A 17,740-nucleotide genomic window follows, 5' to 3' on the forward strand; every position below is an offset into this window, starting at 1 on the left:
CGGCACGCATCTTCGCCAGAAGTCCCTACAACGTCGATAACCCGATGGAGTTAGGACTTTCAACCAGGGACGCTCAGGCGGCCGAGCCTGACTTTTCCGTGGTGATGGCCGGTGTGGCCTCTTCAAAGCGGTTGACCTTGCGCAAAGGCTTGAAGAGCACCGCCCACGCACTGACCACGCCCAGGGTGCACAGCGCCCCGGTGACAGCCGCAGGCACCACGCCGAGCGCCGCAGCAGCGCTGCCCGCCCGGAATTCACCCAGCTCATTGGAGGAGCCGATGAACAGCATGTTCACCGCGTTCACCCGGCCCCGCATGTCGTCCGGTGTGGAAAACTGCACCAGCGCGCCGCGGATGTAGACACTGACCATGTCCGCCGCTCCGGCCAGCATCAGGGCGGCAAAGGACAGCCAGAAGGTGGTGGACAAGGAAAACACCAGGTTGGCCAGGCCAAAGACGGCCACGGCGATGAACATGGTGCGGCCCACCTGACGGTCGAAGGGGCGCATGCTGAGGTAGAGCCCGGCGCTCACCTCCCCCACCGCAATGGCACTGCGCAAGGCGCCCAGGCCCTGCGGGCCGGCATGCAGGACTTCGGCCGCGTAGATGGGGAGCAGCGCAACCACACCCCCCAGCAGCACGGCAAACAGGTCCAGCGAGATCGTGCCGAGAATGATGGGACGGGTGCGGATGAAATGGATGCCGGCGCCAAACCGTTGCCAGATGTTGCCCTGGGTGGCTGCCAGCGAAACCGCCACCGGCCGTACCCGGACGCCCAACACAAACAGCACAGTTCCCAGCGCAAAGCAGATGAAGCAGACGGCAAAGGTGAGCGGGGCGCCGCCGTAGGCATACAACAGGCCACCGAGGAAGGGGCCACCGATGTTGGCCGCACGCATCAGCATGCTGTTGGCGGCAATGGCCTGGGCCAGCTGTTCACGCGGCACAACCTGCGGCAGCAGGCTTTGCAGCGCCGGACCGGAGAACGCCCGTGCGCAGCCGAACACCACCAGCACCGCATAGATGCCGCTCACCCCTGTATGACCATGACCGGCCAGCCACCAGAGGGCGCCGCCGCACAGGCCACTCAGGGCCCAGCTCATGGCCAGGATCGGCTTGCGGCTGAATCGATCGATCAGGTCACCGGCGGGCAGCAGCAGGAGCAGCATCGGCAGGAACTGCGCCAGGCCCACATAGGCCAGCGCCAGGGGCTGACGGGTGAGGTCATAGACCTGCCAGGCCACCACCACCGCCTGGATCTGACCGGCCAGCACGGCCAGCAGCCGCGCGGCGAGGAAGGTGGTGAATGCGCGCTGGCCGAAGACATTGGGCTTGTCGGCGCGGTCTTCGGCCGGGTCGGGCGTGGGTGCTGATGTGGAGGTCGAGGTGGACGTCAATGTGGACGTCGATCCTGGCGTTGATGAAGGAGCACTCACGGGCGGGGCCATCCTGCAGCGATGAGATTGTGCTTCGGCGGGCCTTGCCGGCCGGACCGGAAACCGTCGAGTGTAGCCAGCCGTCTGGTGCTGTTGTGCGCGCTGGGGCGGCGGCGGGCGGTGACCGCGCCCGAGGCCCGCATGGCCGTCAGGACGCCGGCCGCTTCATGTGGCACGCGGTTTCAGGCTGTGCCGCCTGGCTGGCGTCAAGGTATCGCAGGGTGCGAAACCCGTAACCCGACCCCTCGTTGTCGTGCGGCACACCCGCCTCCCCCGCGCGCCGCATGATGCTCACATAGAGCGGCTGCTGCAGTTGATGGTCCACCGGGCGCATCCAGCCCTGGTGGGCCACGCCCAAGGTCCGGCCATCCAGCCGCAGGTTCTCCAGCGACAGGGCGACCGCACGGGGTTCGTCGGTGCCGGCCTTTTCCATCGCCGCCACCAGCATCTCCACCATCAACTGCATGCGGGCATGCAGGTAGTCGTCCTCCGGCTTGGGAAAGCGTTGGCGGAACGCCTTGTAGAAGCGCTCGGACGCCATGTCCCCCACGTTGGGATGCCACTCCGCCACCGCCAGCACCCGGTCGACGCCCGCCTCACCCAGCACGCCAGGCACACCCAGGGCATTGCCGTAGAAGGTGTAGAAGCGGGTGTTGAGGCCCAGGTCCCGGGCCGATTTGATCAGCAGCGTCAGGTCATTGCCCCAGTTGCCGGTCAGCACGGCCTGAGCGCCGCTGGCACGGATCTTGGTGGCGTAGGGCATGAAGTCCTTCACCCGGCCGAGCGGATGCAGTTCGTCGCCGACGATCTCCAGGTCCGGCCGGCGCTGCGCCAGCATGGCTCGGGCCTGCGTCCGCAGATGCTGGCCAAAGCTGTAGTCCTGCCCGATCAGATAGAGCTTCTTCAGTTGCCGGTCCTGCGCGATGACTTCCACCAGCGCGGCCAGCCGCATGTCGGTATGGGCGTCAAACCGGAAGTGCCAGAAGCTGCATTGCGCGCCGGTCAGCAGCGGGTCCACCGCCGCATAGTTCAGCAGCAAGGCGCGATGCTGCGGATCCCGTTCGTTCTGCTTGTCCAGGGCGCTGATGAGCGCGCTGGCCACCGCCGAGCTGTTGCCCTGCAGCACCACTTTCACGCCCTGCCCGGTGGCGGCCCGCAGCATCGACAGGGACTCTTCCACCGAGCCCTTGCTGTCGTAGCGCACCACGTCCAGCGGCCTCGCCCCGCCTGGCAGCTTCACACCGCCGCGTGCATTGACCCGCTCAGTCGCCCAGACCAGATTGCGAAAGACGGCTTCGCCCCCATTGCCCAGCGGGCCGGACAAGCCTTCAATCAATCCAAGCCGGATGGGGTCGGCAGCCGCTGCAAAGGCCCGCATCGGGACGGTGAGGACCCACAGCGGCAGGACCAGGCACAGCGCGATCTTCGCGGGCGCCAGCAAGAGGCCCTGGCGCCGACCAAGCGCAAAGCGGCCGTACTTGCCGTACTTGCCGCACTTGCCGTACTTGCCGCACAGGCCGAAGCGCCCCAAGACGCCGAACAGTTCGAAGATCCACGACAGCGACACCAGCGGCCGATGCCGCACACAAGCCCTCACGTGCAGACTCCGGTCAGAGGGACGCCAGGTCCCAGCGCGGCTTCACCTCGAACCCACCCCCACGGGTGAGCGAGGCCATGTCACGCTGCAGCCGCAAGGCTGCGGCCAGGGCGATCATGGCGCCGTTGTCGGTGCACAGATGCAATTCGGGATAGTGCACCCGCACCTTGCGGCGCTCGCAGGCCGCATTGAGCTGTTCCCGCAGGTGACGGTTGGCCCCCACGCCCCCGGCCACGACCAGGCGCTTGAGCCCGGTCTCCTTCAGCGCCAGCATCGCTTTTTTCACCAGCACTTCAACGATGGCCGCCTGGGTGGACGCAGCCAGGTCCGCACGCTGCGTGTCGGTGATGCCACCGGGCTGCTGCTCCAGGCGGCGCACCTGGGTCAGCACGGCGGTTTTGAGGCCCGCAAAGCTGAAATCGGGTTTGCCGCTATGCAGCAACGGACGCGGCAAGGCAAAGGCGTCCGGCTGGCCGCTTTCGGCCAGCTTCGACAGATGCGGCCCGCCCGGGTAAGGCAGGCCCAGCAGCTTGGCGGACTTGTCGAACGCCTCGCCTGCGGCATCGTCGATGGTCTCGCCCAGCAGCTCATAGCTGCCCACATCGTCCACCCGCATCAGCTGCGTGTGGCCCCCGGACACCAGCAGCGCCACGAAGGGGAATTCAGGCGGGTCCGCAGACAGGAAGGGGGACAGCAAATGGCCTTCCAGGTGATGCACGCCCAGCACTGGCCGGTCCAGCGCCGCCCCCAGCGAAGCCGCCACGCCGGCACCCACCAGCAACGCGCCGGCCAGCCCCGGGCCCTGGGTGTAGGCCACCACATCCACATCCTGCAGCGACAGCCCCGCGCCGATCAGTACTTCCCGGGTCAGCGGCAGTACCCGGCGGATGTGGTCGCGCGAGGCCAGCTCGGGCACCACGCCGCCATAGGCCTGATGCATGCTGATCTGGCTGTGCAGCGCATGGGCCAGCAGGCGCGGCACGCCGTCGCCAGAGGCATCCACCAGCGCCACGCCGGTTTCGTCGCAGGAAGATTCAATGCCGAGGACGCGCATGGACGGGACCGCGGGTCAGTGGTTTTCTTTGGCGTGATTGATCGAGTATTTGGGAATCTCGACCGTCACCGGCGTGTTGGAGAGGATGGCCTGGCAGGACAAGCGCGAATGGGGCTCCAGGCCCCAGGCGCGGTCCAGCATGTCCTCCTCGTTCTCTTCCATCTCGGACAGCGACGCAAACCCTTCGCGCACGATCACGTGGCAGGTGGTGCAGGCACAGACCTGGTCGCAGGCATGTTCAATCTCGACGCCGTTGTCCAGCAGGGCCTCGCAGATGGACGTGCCGGCAGGCACCTCCAGCGTGCGGCCGTCGGGGCAGTATTCGGGATGGGGGAGGATCTTGATGATGGTCATGGGGGTTCCTTGGTCGCCTGGGCTGCCGGGGTCAGACCGAATCGATGCTGCGGCCGGTCAGGGCCTGCTGAATGCCGCGGTTCATGCGGGCCGCCGCAAAGGCCTCGGTGCCCTTGGCCAGCGCCTCGACGGCGGCGGTGATCGCGTCGGCATCCTCGGACTGGGCGCGTGTGCGCACGTCCGCTTCCAGCGCTGCAATCGCCTGACGTTCGGCTTCGCTGAGCAGGTCACCATCGGCCTTCAGGGCAGAAGCGGTGGCCAGCAGCATACGCTCGGCATCCACCCGCGCCTCGCGCAGCTTGCGGGCCTGCATATCGCTTTCGGCGCTGGCAAAGCCTTCACGCAGCATGGTGGCGATCTGGTCGTCCGACAGGCCGTAGCTGGGTTTCACCTGCACGGCGGCTTCCACACCGGAGGTCATCTCCCGGGCGGACACGCTCAGCAGGCCGTCCGCATCCACCTGGAAGCTGACGCGGATGCGGGCAGCACCGGCGGCCATCGGCGGAATGCCCCGCAGTTCGAAACGCGCCAGCGAGCGGCATTCACTCACCAGCTCGCGCTCCCCTTGCAGCACATGCACCGCCAGTGCCGTCTGGCCATCCTTGAAGGTGGTGAAGTCCTGGGCCTTGGCCACGGGGATGGTGGCATTGCGCTCGATGATGCGCTCCACCAGTCCGCCCATGGTTTCCAGGCCCAGCGACAGCGGGATCACGTCCAGCAGCAGGATCTCGCCATCGGCGCTGTTGCCGGCAAGCTGATTGGCCTGCAGCGCAGCGCCCAGGGCCACCACCTCATCGGGGTTCAGATTGGTCAGCACTTCGCGACCGAACAGCTCACTCACCGCGCGGCGGACGACCGGCATGCGGGTGGAGCCGCCCACCATCACCGTCCCCTGGACCTCATCGGCGCTCACCTTGGCATCGCGCAGCACACGGCGCACGGCCAGCAGGGTCTTGTCGACCAGGCTGCGGCTGAGGGTGTCGAACTGGTCACGGCTCACATCCACCCGCAGCGCACCGACGTCCAGTTGCGCGCTCAGGGTGACCTGTGCATGGTCGGTCAGGCTTTCCTTCGCGGCGCGGGCGGCCACCAGCACACGGCGCTTGTCCTGCGCGCTGCGCACGGCCAGGCCGGCCTGTTGCAGGGCCCAGTCGGCCAGCAGGCGGTCGAAGTCGTCGCCGCCCAGTTGCGCATCACCGCCGGTCGCCACCACCTCGAACACACCACGCGTCAGGCGTAGCAGCGAGATGTCGAAGGTGCCGCCGCCGAGGTCATAGACGGCATACAGGCCTTCGCTGCCGTTATCCAGCCCATACGCGATGGCAGCGGCGGTCGGCTCATTGATCAGGCGCAGCACATTCAGGCCCGCCAACTGGGCGGCGTCCTTGGTGGCCTGACGCTGGGCGTCGTCGAAATAGGCCGGCACGGTGATGACCGCGCCGAACAGATCGTCATTAAAGGTGTCTTCGGCCCGCTGACGCAGCGTGGCCAGGATCTCGGCGGAAATCTCCACCGGCGACTTGCGGCCCTCGCGGGTCACCAGGCTCAGCATGCCGGGGGTGTCTTCGAATTGATAGGGCAACTGCTCACGGCCCACCACGTCGTCCACACGGCGGCCCATGAAGCGCTTGACCGAGACGATGGTGTTTTCGGGGTCATCGGCCTGGGCGGCCAGGGCGTCGAAGCCGATCTGGCGGCGGCCTTGCGGCAACAGGCGCACGGCCGACGGCAGAATCACGCGGCCCTGCTCATCCGGCAGGCATTCCGACACGCCATGGCGCACGGCCGCCACCAGCGAATGGGTGGTGCCCAGGTCGATGCCGACCGCAATGCGGCGCTGGTGTGGATCGGGCGAGGCGCCGGGTTCAGAGATCTGGAGCAAGGCCATGATGGAGGACTCTTTTCTTGTTCTGGTGGGCTGCCGTGGGGGCACGGCAGCAAGGGCAAACGAGCGGGCGGGCCGCGTCGGTGGGTGCCTCAGGACGATTCGTCCAGGGCTTCCAGACGCTTGTCGATATCGGCTCGAAAACGGGAGAGGAACATCAGCGCACGAACGGCCTGGGCGGCTTCGGCGGGTTGCTGGCGCTCATCAAGCGCCTGACCGGCCTGAGCCAGCAGCGCGCGTTCCCGCTGCGCCACGTCCTTGTCGATGGCCAGGATTGCTGCGCTGGAGCGGGCGTCGTCCAGCGACTCCCGCCATTCCATCTGTTCCATCAGGAAAGCCGCAGGCATGCTGGTGTTTTCGTTGGCTTCGATGGGAGCGCCGCGCAGCTCACACAGATACGCGGCGCGCTTGAGCGGGTCTTTCAGCCGTTGATAGGCCTCGTTCACCCGCAGAGCCCATTGCATCGCCAAACGCTGGGACGCGGCGCCATCGGCTGCAAATCGATCGGGATGCACCTTTGCCGCCAGCGCCTTCCAGCGGGCGGCCATGTCGGCGTTGTCCTGCTCGAACCGAGCCGGCAACCCAAACAAAGCAAAGTCGTCGTCGTCCAGTTTCACAGCCCGATACGATCCACAAAAACGCTCCCCAAGCACGAACGCCCCGGCTCACCCGCGGTTCATCGCCATCAAGGAGACTCAAAGCCTTCGCCAGCCCCGCACTCTCGTGCGGCAGCCCCACCAACCCCAGCCTGCGCTGCCCCAGAAGTGCCCGCCACCGAACGCACAACAGCCAACGAACACCAGCCAACGCTTCCTGAATGGGTGCGCGCAGCGCCACCCCCCTCCAGCGGAGCCCGTGGACTGGCTCCGCCAGTCCACCGGGCTCGCCCCCCTGGGGGGGGCCGACGCAGTCGGTAGGGGGGGTCAGATCCTGAAAGATTCGCCACACCCACAGCGATCTTTCTCGCGCGGGTTGCGGAACTTGAATCCTTCGTTCAGGCCTTCGCGGACGAAATCCAGCTCGGTGCCGTCCAGGTAAGGCAGGCTCTTGGGGTCCACCAGCACCTTCACGCCATGGCCTTCAAAAACCACGTCTTCCGGCGCCACTTCGTCGGCGTATTCAAGCTTGTAGGCCAGACCCGAGCAGCCGGTGGTCTTCACGCCCAGGCGCACACCCACGCCACGTCCCCGTTTGGAGATGTAGCGCGTCACATGGCGCGCTGCGGCTTCAGTCAGAGTGACAGACATGATGGATCCCGCCCGCCTTATTGGGCGTGCTTGGCGCGGTAATCGTCCACAGCCGCCTTGATGGCGTCTTCAGCCAGGATGGAGCAGTGGATCTTCACCGGCGGCAGCGCCAGCTCTTCGGCGATGTGGGTGTTCTTGATGGTCAGCGCTTCGTCCAGCGACTTGCCCTTCACCCACTCGGTCACCAGCGAGCTGGAGGCGATGGCCGAACCACAGCCGTAGGTCTTGAACTTGGCGTCCTCGATCAGGCCGGTCGACGGATTCACCTTGATCTGCAGGCGCATCACGTCACCGCAGGCGGGGGCGCCCACCATGCCGGTGCCCACCGAGTCGTCGCCCTTTTCGAAGCCACCGACATTGCGGGGGTTGTCGTAGTGGTCCAGCACTTTGTCACTGTATGCCATGGTCGTTCTCCAACGTTTTTGTGATGTCTCGATGCGTCGCTTCAGCTTCAGCGCGGCTCAGTGGGCCGCCCACTGGATGGTGCTGATGTCGATGCCTTCCTTGTACATATCCCACAGCGGCGAGAGTTCACGCAGCTTGGTCACGCGGTCCTTCAACAGCGACACGGCGTAGTCGATTTCTTCTTCGGTCGTGAACCGGCCGATGGTCATGCGCAGCGAGGAGTGCGCCAGTTCGTCGCTGCGGCCCAGGGCGCGCAGCACATAGCTGGGCTCCAGGCTGGCCGAGGTGCAGGCCGAACCGGAGGACACGGCAATACCCTTGATGCCCATGATCAGCGACTCGCCCTCGACGAAATTGAAGGAGGCGTTGACGTTGTGGGGCACGCGGCGGGTGAGGTCGCCATTGATGAAGACCTGTTCGATGTCCTTCAGGCCATCCAGCAGCCGCTGCTGCAGCGCCTTGATGCGCGGCAGTTCAGTTGCCATTTCTTCCTTGGCAATCCGGAAGGCTTCACCCATGCCCACGATCTGGTGGGTGGGCAGCGTGCCGGAACGCAGGCCGCGCTCGTGACCACCGCCATGCATCTGAGCTTCCAGACGCACCCGCGGCTTGCGACGCACATACAGCGCGCCGATGCCCTTGGGGCCGTAGCTCTTGTGCGAGGCCAGGCTCATCAGGTCCACCGGCAGTGTGGCCAGGTCGATCTCCACCTTGCCGGTCGCCTGCGCGGCGTCCACGTGGAAGATGATGCCCTTTTCCCGGCACAGCGTGCCGATGGTCGGGATGTCCTGGATCACGCCGATTTCGTTGTTCACGAACATGACCGAGATCAGGATGGTGTCCGGGCGGATGGCCGCCTTGAGCACGTCCAGATCAATCAGACCGTTTTCCTGCACGTCCAGGTAGGTGACCTCAAAACCCTGCCGTTCCAATTCACGGGTGGTGTCCAGCACCGCCTTGTGTTCGGTCTTGATGGTGATGAGATGCTTGCCACGCGTCTTGTAGAAGTGAGCGGCGCCCTTGATGGCCAGGTTGTTGGATTCGGTCGCGCCGGAGGTCCAGACAATTTCACGCGGGTCGGCATTGATCAGGGCGGCCACCTGGCCGCGAGCCTTTTCCACCGCCTCTTCCGCTTCCCAGCCCCAGGCATGGCTACGAGACGCCGGGTTGCCGAAATGCTCGCGCAGCCAGGGAATCATCGCGTCAACGACGCGCGGATCCACCGGCGTCGTGGCGCCGTAGTCCATGTAGATGGGGAAATGCGGGGTCATGTCCATGGGAACAGTTCTTCTTATGGCTTCACTTGCTCAAGGCATTGCCCAGAGCGAACACGGAATTGGGGGCGGTGATGCGGATCGGCTTGACGACCGGCGTGGTGGAGATGGCCCGCTTGATGGGTGCCTCTTCCACGGTCACACCCTTGGCCAACTGGTCATCCACCAGCTTGCGCAGCGTCACCGAGTCGAGATACTCGATCATCTTGTTGTTCAGGGCCGTCCACAGGTCATGGGTGATGCACCGACCGGTGTCGTCGCCCATGCAGTTTTCCTTGCCGCCGCAGCCGGTGGCATCAATCGGTTCATCGACCGCGACAATGATGTCGGCCACGGTGATTTCATCCGAGCGACGGCCCAGGGAGTAGCCGCCGCCGGGGCCGCGGGTGCTTTCGACCAGCTGGTGGCGACGCAGCTTGCCAAACAGCTGCTCCAGATAGGACAGCGAGATCTGTTGGCGCTGGCTGATTGCCGCAAGCGCGACGGGGCCGCTGTTTTCACGCAGCGCCAGATCAATCATCGCGGTGACGGCAAAACGACCTTTGGTGGTGAGACGCATCGAACTTCTCCTTGGCCTAAACAGGCATCAGGACCTTGAGGCAACAGCCCAAACTTCCGGGCCGACTCACGGAGCAGGGTTAACCCCCTGCTATGTCCGAGCATTCTACTAGGTTATGGAGATTCTTGCCGGGCTTACCCCAGGGTGGCCTCGGGGTGTCACTCAAAGGCGCAGGCGCGCTTCCAGATTTTCCGCTAGGCGGCTGCAGCCGGCTTCCAGCAGATCCAGGACATGGTCAAAGCCGTCCGGACCGCCGTAGTAGGGGTCCGGAACTTCGACATGGCCGGGCGAGACATCGGCAGGCAATAGACACAATTTGTGACGGAGATCAGGTGGACAGCGCTGCTGAAGTTCCAGAAGGTGGCTGCGGTCCATGGCGACCAGCACATCAAAGCGCTGGAAGTCGTCCAGGCGCACGGCTCGTGCGCGTTGGGCACTGAGCTCATAGCCCCTTTTGCGGGCATGGTCTTGCGACCGCTCGTCGGGCGGCTCTCCGGCATGCCAGCCCTGGATGCCGGCAGAGTCCACATGCACGCGGGCGCCCCACCCTCGCTGATGCGCCACGGCACGGAACACCGCCTCCGCCGTGGGGGAACGGCAGATGTTGCCCGTGCAGACGAACAGGACGGAGAGGCGGGCGGGGACGTCAGACGTGCTCATCCCCCGGATTGTCCGCCGACTCCCCCGCATTGCCTGCAAGGGCAGTATCGCCAGAAAAGCCAGTATCGCCAGAAAGGCCAGAAAGGTCCGACGGGGAAGCCAAGGGCCGCTCCTCCGCAGGCACCACCGTGGCGGCCTCTGGCAACGGCTCCGCAGCCGCGTGGGACGCTGAGGAGACGGGAACCATCACCCCCCTTTTCAGCACCAAGCCGGCACCGCTACCGGCCGCAATGGCCGCAAGGCACAGCATGATGATGACCCAGCGTTGCGTGGTGGTGACCAGCCAGCGTTGAACGTCATTGAACCCGTCCAGCATGTTGTCTCGAAGTCGGCCTTCGAGCGCCATGAGGTCTTCACGGGTGGCCAAAGTGGGGATGACGGTGTCCCACTTGGTTTCGAGGGTGGTGAGGCGTGTTTGCATGGCTCAAATGCTCGCGCCGAGCCTCACCTCGGTCAATAACTTGAACTTCGCAAAATGCCCACTTGAATCCGCTGAGCCGAGGCCCGGCACGTCTCCGCACCCGGCCCCAACAGCGCTCCCGGCCCCGGCCCCGGCCCCGGCCCCGGCCGCGCCCCCACCCCCAACACCCCTCCTCGCCGAGACCGGCCACGCAGTCAGCCAGTCCGTCAGTCCGTCAGTCCGTCAGCCCTTCGCGCTGGTGATCGGTACCACGTTGTCATGGACAGCCGCACCAAAGGCCTGCTCCTTGAGTTGCGACAGCTGATCGCGCAGGCGGGCTGCCTTCTCGAACTCCAGGTTGCGCGCATGCTCCAGCATCTGCTTTTCCAGTTGCGTGATGCGCTTGCTGAGGTCCTTCTCGCTCATCGCTTCGACTTCGGCAGTCTGCTCGATCAGCTTGGCATCGTCGCGGCCCGGCTTGTCGCTGTAGACGCCGTCGATGAGCTCCTTGATGCGCTTGAAAACACCCCGTGGGGTGATGCCGTTGGCCGCATTGAACTCCACCTGCTTGGCGCGGCGACGTTCGGTTTCGCCAATGGCCTTGCGCATGGATTCGGTGATGCGGTCGGCATACAGGATGGCCTTGCCATTCACATTCCGGGCCGCACGGCCGATGGTCTGGATCAGGCTGCGCTCCGCCCGCAGGAAACCCTCCTTGTCGGCATCCAGAATGGCCACCAGCGACACCTCCGGAATGTCCAGACCCTCGCGCAGCAGGTTGATCCCCACCAGGACATCAAAAGTGCCCAGACGCAGGTCTCGCAAGATTTCCACCCGCTCCACCGTGTCGACATCCGAGTGCAAATAACGCACCTTGACGCCGTTGTCGCTGAGATATTCAGTGAGCTGTTCGGAAATGCGCTTGGTCAGCGTGGTGATGAGCACCCGCTCATTGACCTCAACGCGGTCCCGGATTTCCTGCAGCACATCGTCCACCTGATGCACGGCCGGACGCACCTCCACCACCGGATCCACCAGACCGGTCGGACGCACCAGCTGCTCCACCACCTGGCCGGCCTGCCGCTTTTCGTAGTCGCCCGGGGTGGCGGACACAAAAATGGCCTGGCGCATCTTCCGCTCGTATTCCTCAAACTTCAGCGGCCGGTTGTCCATGGCCGACGGCAGCCGGAACCCATATTCCACCAGCGTGCTCTTGCGGGCTCGGTCGCCGTTGTACATGCCGCCGAATTGGCCGATCAGCACGTGGCTTTCGTCGAGGAACATCAAGGCATCTGGCGGCAGATAGTCCACCAGCGTCGGGGGCGGCTCGCCCGGGGCGGCCCCGGAGAGATGGCGGGTGTAGTTTTCGATGCCCTTGCAGTGCCCCACTTCCTGCAGCATTTCCAGGTCGAAACGGGTGCGCTGCTCCAGCCGCTGGGCCTCCACCAGTTTGCCCTCCTTCACAAAGTAGGCCACGCGCTCACGCAGCTCTTCCTTGATGGTGTCCATGGCCGCCACCACCCGGTCGCGCGGGGTGACGTAATGGCTGGACGGATACACCGTGAAGCGCGGAATCTTCTGGCGGATGTGGCCGGTGAGCGGGTCGAACAGCTGGAGACCGTCCACCTCATCATCAAACAGCTCGATACGCAGCGCCAGCTCGGAGTGTTCGGCTGGGAAGACGTCGATGGTGTCCCCCCGCACGCGGAAATGCCCCCGCGTGAATTCCATCTCGTTGCGGGTGTATTGCATGCGGGCCAGTTGGGCAATCACATCGCGCTGGCCCAGCTTGTCGCCCACGCGCAGCGTCATCACCATCTGGTGATAGTCGCTCGGATTCCCAATACCGTAGATGGCCGAGACCGACGCCACGATCACCACATCCCGCCGCTCCAGCAGGCTTTTGGTGCAGGACAGGCGCAATTGCTCGATCTGCTCGCTGATGGCGCTGTCTTTCTCGATGAACAGATCGCGCTGCGGGACGTAGGCTTCCGGCTGGTAGTAGTCGTAATAACTGACGAAATACTCCACCGCATTGCGCGGGAAAAACTCCCGGAATTCGCTGTAGAGCTGTGCGGCCAGCGTCTTGTTGGGGGCAAACACGATGGCCGGGCGTCCGAGCCGGGCAATGGTGTTCGCCATGGTGAAGGTCTTGCCGGAGCCGGTCACGCCCAGCAGGGTCTGATAACTCAGGCCGTCGTGCACCCCTTCCACCAACTGCTGGATGGCCGCTGGCTGGTCGCCCGCCGGTGGATACGGCTGGAACAACTGGAAGGGAGAGCCTTCGAAAGAAACGAATTCGCCCTTCGGCAGCTCGGCATCGGCGCCAGCGGCACCGGCGCCCGGCCCCTGGGCACCGCCTCCGGACGCAGCAGGAGCGGCACCGCGAGCGGCGGCGGAGGACTTGGCAACAGTGGTACGACTCATCGGGTAATCCCTGGGCAACGCCCATTCCCTGCCTACAATCGGCAGGCTGCGTTGGGCAACCAACATCACAGCGTAGCAAACCCGTCAAACTTGCTTCTCTGCCCTGGTTGGCTGCGGCGGGCAACATTCTCGCCCCCCGCTCGTGCCAACGTAGTGTCAGGACACCTGTCAGGAAATCTCCATGTCCCTGTTCGCCGCCGTTGCCATGGCCCCCCGCGACCCCATCCTGGGGCTGAACGAGCAATTCAATGCCGACCCCAATCCCAACAAGGTGAATCTGGGCGTGGGTGTTTATTACGACGATAACGGCAAGCTGCCCCTGCTGGCCTGCGTGGCCGCCGCCGAGGCCCAGATGCTGGCCGCCCCCAAGGCGCGCGGCTACCTGCCCATCGACGGCATTGCGGCCTACGACCAGGCCGTGCAGGGCCTGGTGTTCGGCGCTGACTCCGACGTGGTGAAGAACAAGCGTGTGGCCACTGTCCAGGCCCTGGGCGGCACCGGCGGGCTGAAAGTCGGCGCGGATTTCCTCAAGCGACTCAATCCGTCGGCCAAGGTGCTGATATCGGATCCGTCCTGGGAAAACCACCGCGCGCTGTTCACCAACGCCGGCTTCCCGGTCGAGACCTACCCCTACTACGACGCCGCCAACCGCGGTGTGAACTTCGAAGGCATGCTGGGCGCCCTGAAGGCCGCCCCGGCGGGCACCATCGTGGTTCTGCATGCCTGCTGCCATAACCCCACCGGCTACGACCTCACCAGCGCCCAGTGGGAGCAGGTGGTGGAAGCGGTCAAGACGGCCGGCCTGGTGCCCTTCCTGGACATGGCCTACCAGGGCTTTGGTGAAGGCATTGCCGAAGACGGCGCCGTGGTGCGCCAGTTCCTGGCCGCCGGCCTGGACTTCTTTGTCTCCACCAGTTTCTCCAAGAGCTTCTCCCTGTATGGGGAGCGGGTTGGCGCACTGAGCGTGGTTTGCAGCACCGCTGAAGAAACCACCAAGGTGCTGAGCCAGCTCAAGATCGTCATCCGCACCAACTATTCCAACCCGCCCACCCACGGCGCGCAGGTGGTGGCCACGGTGCTGTCCACCCCGGCGCTGCGGGCGCAGTGGGAAGAAGAACTGGGCGGCATGCGCGTGCGGATCCGCCAGATGCGCGAAGCGCTGGTGCAGGAACTGAAGGCCGCCGGCATTACCGAAGACTTGAGCTTTGTCACCCGCCAGAAGGGCATGTTCAGCTACTCCGGCTTGAACGTGGAACAGATGCAGCGCCTGCGCAACGAGTTCGGCGTTTATGGCGTGGACTCCGGCCGCATCTGCGTCGCCGCACTCAACAGCAAGAACATCAAGGCGGTGACCACCGCCATTGCAGCGGTCAAGAAGATCTGACCCTTCTCCTCGCCAGTCAGATCGGGGCTGGTCCGCCATGGCGGACCAGCCCCGACGACCGTCTGGGGGGCTCTTCTGGGCCATGTCGCACCCGCTCGGGGGCCCTGCAGGACCATTCGGGGGCCAATCGGGAGCCACTTGGGGGTCCGTATCGCCAACCGACACCGCCTGCCCCGCGCCCTTGGATGGTGCGTTTTCGATGCTTGTGTGACGAAAAACCCCTTCTGACGCGTTCCGGTGCCTCACCATGCGCGCGGATGTCGCATTGGAGGCGGACACTGAGCCGGTCGCCACCCTAGAATTGCTGCATTGCACAATGTCGGGAGCGCCGCTCCCAGGTCCACCGCTTTTTCCGTAGGGGTCGCCAGATGCTTTATCAGCTCTATGAAACCCAGCGCGCGCTGATGAGTCCGTTCGCCGAATTCGCGAGCGCTGCCGCCAAGCTGTACAGCCATCCGCTGTCACCGTTCTCCCACATGCCTGCGTCGCAGCGCCTCTCTGCCGGCCTCGACCTGATGCACCGGCTGGCCAAGGAATACGAGAAGCCGGAATTCAACATTCCGTCGGTTCAGGTCGACGGCGTGGATGTGGCAGTGCAGGAACTGGTGGCCCTGGAAAAACCCTTCTGCCGCCTGCTGCGCTTCAAGCGCTACAGCGACGACGAGACCGTCCTGGCCAAGATGAAGTCCCAGCCGACCGTGCTGGTGGTGGCCCCGCTGTCCGGCCACCACTCCACGCTGCTGCGCGACACCGTCAAGCAATTGCTCAAGGACCACAAGGTCTACATCACCGACTGGACCGACGCCCGCATGGTGTCGCTGAATGCAGGCCCGTTCCATCTGGACGACTACATCTTCTATGTGCAGGACTTCATCCGCCACGTTGGCGCCGATTGCCATGTGATCTCGGTCTGCCAGCCCACCGTGCCGGTGCTGGCCGCCATTTCGCTGATGGCCAGCGCGGGCGAGACCACGCCCCGCTCCATGACCATGATGGGTGGCCCGATTGACGCCCGCCGCAGTCCGACGTCCGTCAACAACCTGGCGATGAACAAGAGCTACAGCTGGTTCGAGAACAATGTCATTCACCGGGTGCCCACCAACTATCCGGGTGAAGGCCGGCGGGTGTACCCGGGCTTCCTGCAGCACACGGGCTTTGTGGCGATGAACCCGGACCGACACCTGACCTCACACTACGACTATTTCCTCGATCTCGTCCGTGGCGATGATGACAACGTCGACGCCCACCGGCGCTTCTATGACGAATACAACGCCGTGCTGGACATGCCGGCGGAGTATTACCTGGACACCATCCGGACCGTCTTCCAGGACTTCGCCCTGGTGAACGGCACCTGGGAGGTGGATGGTCAACTCGTGCGCCCGCAGGACATCCAACAGACGGCCCTGCTGACCGTGGAAGGCGAACTGGACGACATCTCCGGCGCGGGGCAGACTCGCGCCGCGCATGAGCTGTGCAGTGGCATTCCGACGGAGCATCAGCGCCACTACGACGCCATGGGTGCCGGGCATTACGGGATTTTCTCGGGCCGCCGCTGGCGCGAGAAGGTCTATCCCACCGTCCGCGACTTCATTGCCAAGTACGATGCAGCCCCGTTGCATCAGACAGCCGCGCCCCGGCGCCCGTCCACCCGGACCAGCCGCCAGCGCCAGACGACCGAGTGAATTCCCTAGCCCTGCAGGCCCTGGTCCATGCGTTGGATCAGGCCTTGCCGCAGACGCAGTGCACGCGCTGCGGCTATCCCGACTGCCATTCCTATGCCCATGCCATCGCCCACGGCGAGGCCGCCATCAATCAGTGCCCGCCCGGTGGCGTCGAAGGCATCCGCCGGCTGGCCGACCTGACCGGCCAGCCGATCGAGCCCCTCAACCCTGAGCATGGGGTGGAGGGGCCGCTGCGCCTGGCCGTGATTGATGAGGACTGGTGCATCGGCTGCACCTTGTGCATCAAGGCTTGCCCGGTTGATGCCATTCTGGGCAGCAACAAGCAGATGCATGTGGTGCTGGAAGAAGATTGCACCGGTTGCGAACTGTGCATCCCGGTCTGCCCGGTGGACTGCATCGCTCTGAAGGAGGTCACCCCGGGCCGCAGCGGCTGGGCCGCATGGAGCCCGGCGCAGGCAGCGGTGGCGCGCCAGCGATATCGCGAACATGAGCTGCGGGTGGCGCGGCAACAACGCGAGCACGATCTGCAATTGGAGGCCAAGGCCCAGCACAAGCTGGAGCATCTGGAAGAGGCCTCCCGATTGACCGACCCGGTGCAACTGGACCGCAAGCGCGCCGTGATCGAGGCCGCCCTCGCCCGGGCCCGCGCCAAGCGCGGCGCATGACGGGAGTTGCCGATGAATCGTGCACAGATCCAGGCGTTTTTCGACATCCTGCGCCGCGCCAATCCCTCCCCGCAGACCGAGCTGGAATACGCCAGCGTCTTTGAACTGCTGGCGGCGGTGCTGCTGTCCGCCCAGGCCACCGATGTCGGCGTCAACAAGGCGACCCGCCGGCTGTTTGTCGTGGCCAACACCCCGCAGAAGATGCTGGCGCTCGGTGAAGAAGGCCTGTCCCACCACATCCGCACCATCGGCCTGTACAAGACCAAGGCCAAAAACCTCTATGCCACCTGCCGCATCCTGGTGGAGCAGCACGGCGGCCAGGTCCCCCGTAGCCGCGAAGCGCTGGAAGCCCTGCCCGGGGTGGGCCGCAAGACCGCCAATGTGGTGCTCAACGTTGCCTTCGGTGAAGCCACCATGGCCGTGGACACCCACATCTTCCGCGTGAGCAACCGTACCGGTCTGGCGCCTGGCAAAAATGTGCTGGAGGTGGAACAACAACTGCTGAAGCGGGTACCGGCCGAGTTCATGGTGGACGCCCACCATTGGCTGATTTTGCATGGCCGTTACGTCTGCCAAGCGCGCCGCCCGCTTTGCGAACGCTGCGCAGTCGTGTCGCAATGTGACAGCGCCCCGATGTCAGGGGCTCGCTGAGCCCTCGCCGCCTACAATCTACCAATGGCACCAGCGCCACACCGATATTTCTGACGGACCC

17 protein-coding genes are annotated in these 17,740 nt (G+C 65.0%); 4 read left to right on the forward strand and 13 right to left on the reverse strand.

The annotated features are described in order from the left end of the window. Nucleotides 1-73: 73 nt before the first annotated feature. From OU995_RS21955 to uvrB, 13 genes are all read right to left on the reverse strand, one after another. Nucleotides 74-1,396: an MFS transporter gene (locus OU995_RS21955; protein ID WP_267832259.1), complete on the reverse strand. Its 1,323-nt coding sequence runs from the start codon at nucleotides 1,394-1,396 to the stop codon at nucleotides 74-76. A gap of 187 nt (nucleotides 1,397-1,583) precedes the next feature. Continuing rightward, a complete protein-coding gene (locus OU995_RS21960) occupies nucleotides 1,584-2,813 on the reverse strand; it encodes a branched-chain amino acid ABC transporter substrate-binding protein (protein WP_267836334.1) in 1,230 nt (409 codons plus the stop codon). A 232-nt stretch (nucleotides 2,814-3,045) separates the two neighbouring features. Further along, on the reverse strand, nucleotides 3,046-4,086 hold the full coding sequence (tsaD, locus tag OU995_RS21965; protein ID WP_267832260.1) for a tRNA (adenosine(37)-N6)-threonylcarbamoyltransferase complex transferase subunit TsaD: 1,041 nt from the start codon (nucleotides 4,084-4,086) through the stop codon (nucleotides 3,046-3,048). Nucleotides 4,087-4,101: 15 nt separating this feature from the next. Beyond that, complete coding sequence (gene fdx, locus OU995_RS21970) at nucleotides 4,102-4,440, reverse strand: ISC system 2Fe-2S type ferredoxin (protein WP_267832261.1); 339 nt, start codon at nucleotides 4,438-4,440, stop codon at nucleotides 4,102-4,104. Between the two features lie 31 nt (nucleotides 4,441-4,471). Beyond that, nucleotides 4,472-6,328 carry a Fe-S protein assembly chaperone HscA gene (gene hscA, locus OU995_RS21975; protein WP_267832262.1) on the reverse strand — a complete coding sequence of 619 codons (1,857 nt, stop codon included), beginning with the start codon at nucleotides 6,326-6,328 and terminating at the stop codon, nucleotides 4,472-4,474. Nucleotides 6,329-6,417: 89 nt separating this feature from the next. After that, nucleotides 6,418-6,942 carry a Fe-S protein assembly co-chaperone HscB gene (gene hscB, locus OU995_RS21980; protein ID WP_267832263.1) on the reverse strand — a complete coding sequence of 175 codons (525 nt, stop codon included), beginning with the start codon at nucleotides 6,940-6,942 and terminating at the stop codon, nucleotides 6,418-6,420. Nucleotides 6,943-7,248: 306 nt separating this feature from the next. Next, on the reverse strand, nucleotides 7,249-7,572 hold the full coding sequence (gene iscA, locus OU995_RS21985; RefSeq protein WP_267832264.1) for an iron-sulfur cluster assembly protein IscA: 324 nt from the start codon (nucleotides 7,570-7,572) through the stop codon (nucleotides 7,249-7,251). Between the two features lie 17 nt (nucleotides 7,573-7,589). Next, nucleotides 7,590-7,976, reverse strand: coding sequence for a Fe-S cluster assembly scaffold IscU (gene iscU, locus OU995_RS21990; protein WP_267832265.1), 387 nt, complete (start codon nucleotides 7,974-7,976; stop codon nucleotides 7,590-7,592). A gap of 57 nt (nucleotides 7,977-8,033) precedes the next feature. Then, nucleotides 8,034-9,254 carry an IscS subfamily cysteine desulfurase gene (locus tag OU995_RS21995; protein ID WP_267832266.1) on the reverse strand — a complete coding sequence of 407 codons (1,221 nt, stop codon included), beginning with the start codon at nucleotides 9,252-9,254 and terminating at the stop codon, nucleotides 8,034-8,036. 22 nt (nucleotides 9,255-9,276) lie between these two features. Beyond that, nucleotides 9,277-9,810: a Fe-S cluster assembly transcription factor gene (locus OU995_RS22000; protein ID WP_058934757.1), complete on the reverse strand. Its 534-nt coding sequence runs from the start codon at nucleotides 9,808-9,810 to the stop codon at nucleotides 9,277-9,279. Between the two features lie 162 nt (nucleotides 9,811-9,972). After that, nucleotides 9,973-10,470, reverse strand: a complete 498-nt coding sequence (locus OU995_RS22005; protein WP_267832268.1) for a low molecular weight protein-tyrosine-phosphatase — start codon at nucleotides 10,468-10,470, stop codon at nucleotides 9,973-9,975. After that, nucleotides 10,457-10,891, reverse strand: coding sequence for a hypothetical protein (locus OU995_RS22010; protein ID WP_267832269.1), 435 nt, complete (start codon nucleotides 10,889-10,891; stop codon nucleotides 10,457-10,459). The genes OU995_RS22005 and OU995_RS22010 overlap by 14 nt, the downstream gene beginning before the upstream one ends. Before the next feature lie 222 nt (nucleotides 10,892-11,113). Beyond that, a complete protein-coding gene (gene uvrB / locus OU995_RS22015; RefSeq protein ID WP_267832270.1) occupies nucleotides 11,114-13,297 on the reverse strand; it encodes an excinuclease ABC subunit UvrB in 2,184 nt (727 codons plus the stop codon). A 181-nt stretch (nucleotides 13,298-13,478) separates the two neighbouring features. Between uvrB and OU995_RS22020 the strand changes: the two genes are divergently transcribed. The 4 genes from OU995_RS22020 to nth all read left to right on the forward strand — a co-directional run bounded on the left by OU995_RS22020 (nucleotide 13,479) and on the right by nth (nucleotide 17,679). Continuing rightward, nucleotides 13,479-14,681, forward strand: a complete 1,203-nt coding sequence (locus OU995_RS22020) for an amino acid aminotransferase (protein WP_267832272.1) — start codon at nucleotides 13,479-13,481, stop codon at nucleotides 14,679-14,681. Between the two features lie 368 nt (nucleotides 14,682-15,049). After that, nucleotides 15,050-16,363: a polyhydroxyalkanoate depolymerase gene (locus tag OU995_RS22025; protein WP_267832273.1), complete on the forward strand. Its 1,314-nt coding sequence runs from the start codon at nucleotides 15,050-15,052 to the stop codon at nucleotides 16,361-16,363. After that, nucleotides 16,360-17,028 carry an electron transport complex subunit RsxB gene (gene rsxB, locus OU995_RS22030; RefSeq protein WP_267832275.1) on the forward strand — a complete coding sequence of 223 codons (669 nt, stop codon included), beginning with the start codon at nucleotides 16,360-16,362 and terminating at the stop codon, nucleotides 17,026-17,028. Before OU995_RS22025 ends, rsxB begins: the two co-directional genes overlap by 4 nt. A gap of 12 nt (nucleotides 17,029-17,040) precedes the next feature. Beyond that, on the forward strand, nucleotides 17,041-17,679 hold the full coding sequence (gene nth, locus OU995_RS22035; RefSeq protein ID WP_267832277.1) for an endonuclease III: 639 nt from the start codon (nucleotides 17,041-17,043) through the stop codon (nucleotides 17,677-17,679). Nucleotides 17,680-17,740: the final 61 nt, after the last annotated feature.

It is taken from the genome of Roseateles sp. SL47 (assembly GCF_026625885.1).
Classification (GTDB): Bacteria; Pseudomonadota; Gammaproteobacteria; order Burkholderiales; family Burkholderiaceae_C; genus Roseateles.